Origin of the sequence: Immundisolibacter sp. (genome assembly GCF_041625615.1) — a bacterium.
GTDB lineage: Bacteria > Pseudomonadota > Gammaproteobacteria > Immundisolibacterales > Immundisolibacteraceae > Immundisolibacter.
In genome coordinates this window covers 1-2,132 of record NZ_JBFJTF010000222.1, presented here as the reverse complement: position 1 = coordinate 2,132, position 2,132 = coordinate 1, and the positions used below count along the sequence as shown (strand labels likewise).

Genomic DNA, 2,132 nt, shown 5'->3' with positions numbered 1-2,132 from the left:
ACTGCAGCGAGGCACCGTTCTACACCCTGGGGCCGCTGACCACCGACATCGCGCCGGGCTACGACCACATCACGTCCGCCATCGGCGCGGCGATGATCGGCTGGTACGGCACCGCCATGCTGTGCTACGTGACGCCCAAGGAGCATCTCGGGCTGCCGAACAAGCACGACGTGCGCGACGGCATCGTCACCTACAAGATCGCCGCCCACGCGGCCGATCTCGCCAAGGGCCATCCCGGCGCGCAGCTGCGCGATAACGCGCTGTCCAAGGCCCGCTTCGAGTTCCGCTGGCACGACCAGTTCAACCTCAGCCTGGACCCGGACAAGGCACGCGAGTTCCATGACGAGACCCTGCCCAAGGAGTCGGCCAAGCTGGCGCACTTCTGTTCCATGTGCGGCCCGCACTTCTGCTCGATGAAGATCACGCAGGACGTGCGCGAGTACGCCCAGAGCAAGGGCCTGGCCGACGCCGAGAACGCGCTCACCGCCGGCATGCAGGAGAAGGCGATCGAGTTCCGCGACGCCGGGCGCGAGGTCTACCGCAAGCTCTGACCCGCGAGGCGCGCGCTCAGCGCGCCAGCAGCAGGCACACAGCGTGGGCGGCGATGGCTTCCTGCCGCCCCACCGCCCCCAGACCCTCGGTGGTGGTCGCCTTCACGCTGACCTGCTCGATCGACACCCCGAGATCGGCCGCGATGTTGGCCCGCATGGCATCCCGGTGCGGCGCCAGCTTCGGGCGCTGTGCCAGCACCGTGGCGTCGACATTGGCCACCTGATAACCGGCGGCGCGCACCCGCCCGGCCACCTGCCTCAGCAGATCCCGACTGTCGGCACCCGCAAAGGCGGGGTCGGTGTCCGGAAAATGCTGGCCGATGTCGCCCAGCGCGACGGCGCCCAGCAGCGCGTCCGCCACCGCGTGCAGCAGCACGTCGCCGTCGGAGTGCGCGACTGGCCCGCGACCGTGCGGGATGTCCACTCCGCCCAGCACCAGTCGCCGGCCGTCGGCCAGCGCATGCAGGTCGTACCCGTGGCCGATGCGCATCGCTTAAGCCTCCCGCTCCTGCGCCGCCAGCAGGCACTCGGCCAACGGCACGTCCTGTGGCACGGTGAGTTTCAGATTGTCGCGCCGGCCGCGTACCAGGCGTGGACGATAACCGGCCCGTTCCATGGCCTGTGCCTCATCGGTCGGCTCCACCCCGGCCGCCAACGCATCCGTCAGCGCCTGCCGTAACTGCCCGAGCCGGAAGCGCTGGGGTGTCTGCACCGCCCACAGGCCATCGCGCGGCACCGTCTCGAGCACCCGGCCCTCGGCGTCGATCCGTTTGACCGTGTCGGTCACCGGCGTAGCAAGCAGACAGCCGTCGGCGTCCAGTGGCGCCTCGCACAACCGCGCCACGTCATCGCCATGCAGCAGGGGACGCACGGCATCGTGCACCAGCACCGGAGTATCGGACGGCCGCTGCCCGGCCAGGCGCTCCAGCGCCGCCAGCACCGAGCGGGCGCGACTGGCGCCTCCGGTGACGGTCAGCAGCGGCTTGTCGCTGCGGAAATCGAGCGCCGGCCACCATGGATCATCGGCCGCCAGTGCCAGCACCGCGCCGGCCACACGCGGCTGCGACAACAGCCGTTGCAGGCTGTGCGCCAATACCGCGCGGCCGGCCAACGGCAGATATTGCTTGGGCAGTCCGGCGCCCATGCGGCTGCCGATACCGGCTGCCGGCACGACCGCCCAGTGATCGGCAATCGCCACTGAGCTTGGCACTGTGCTTATTCGATGACGCGAATGAAGGTCTCACCGGGCCTGATCATGCCCAGTTCGGCGCGCGCCCGGTCCTCGACCGCCGCCAAGCCGGTGCGAAGGTCTTCCACTTCCGCGGCCAGCTGTCCGTTGCGTTCGGCCAGATGATCCACCGTGGCCTGTTCACGCCCCACCCGCTCCTTGAGGGCCTGCACCTCGAACAGGTTGCCCGGCGCCAGCAACAACCGGTACTGCAGGCCGGCCAGGGCCAGCAACAGCGCCAGAAGGCCGACGCGCAGCGGCATCTATCCGCCCAGTCCGCCGAACACGCTGCCCCCCGGATAGCGCGCCTGGGCCCCGAGCTCCTGCTCGATACGCAGCAGCCGGTTGTACTT

Annotated in this window: 4 protein-coding genes; 1 reads left to right on the top strand and 3 read right to left on the bottom strand. The window is 69.8% G+C overall.

The window, feature by feature from the left end; all coding sequences use genetic code 11:
- The coding region (locus tag ABYX71_RS11700) for a phosphomethylpyrimidine synthase ThiC (RefSeq protein ID WP_372696670.1) at positions 1–551 on the top strand (551 nt) is incomplete at its 5' end.
- Positions 552–567: 16 nt separating this feature from the next.
- Here the strand turns inward: ABYX71_RS11700 and ispF are convergent.
- From ispF to ABYX71_RS11685, 3 genes are read right to left on the bottom strand one after another with little or no spacing between them, the layout of a single operon-like run.
- On the bottom strand, positions 568–1,041 hold the full coding sequence (ispF, locus tag ABYX71_RS11695) for a 2-C-methyl-D-erythritol 2,4-cyclodiphosphate synthase (protein ID WP_372696669.1): 474 nt from the start codon (positions 1,039–1,041) through the stop codon (positions 568–570).
- A 3-nt stretch (positions 1,042–1,044) separates the two neighbouring features.
- On the bottom strand, positions 1,045–1,743 hold the full coding sequence (ispD, locus tag ABYX71_RS11690; protein ID WP_372696671.1) for a 2-C-methyl-D-erythritol 4-phosphate cytidylyltransferase: 699 nt from the start codon (positions 1,741–1,743) through the stop codon (positions 1,045–1,047).
- 23 nt (positions 1,744–1,766) lie between these two features.
- Positions 1,767–2,042 (bottom strand): septum formation initiator family protein, encoded by a 276-nt coding sequence (locus ABYX71_RS11685; RefSeq protein ID WP_372696668.1) that lies wholly within the window; start codon positions 2,040–2,042, stop codon positions 1,767–1,769.
- Between the last annotated feature and the right edge of the window lie 90 nt (positions 2,043–2,132).

Excerpts from the sequence above, each read along its gene's own strand:
- ABYX71_RS11685 (WP_372696668.1), bottom strand. The coding sequence starts at position 2,042 with ATGCCGCTGCGCGTCGGCCTTCTGGCGCTGTTGCTGGCCCTGGCCGGC.
- ispF (WP_372696669.1), bottom strand. The coding sequence starts at position 1,041 with ATGCGCATCGGCCACGGGTACGACCTGCATGCGCTGGCCGACGGCCGG.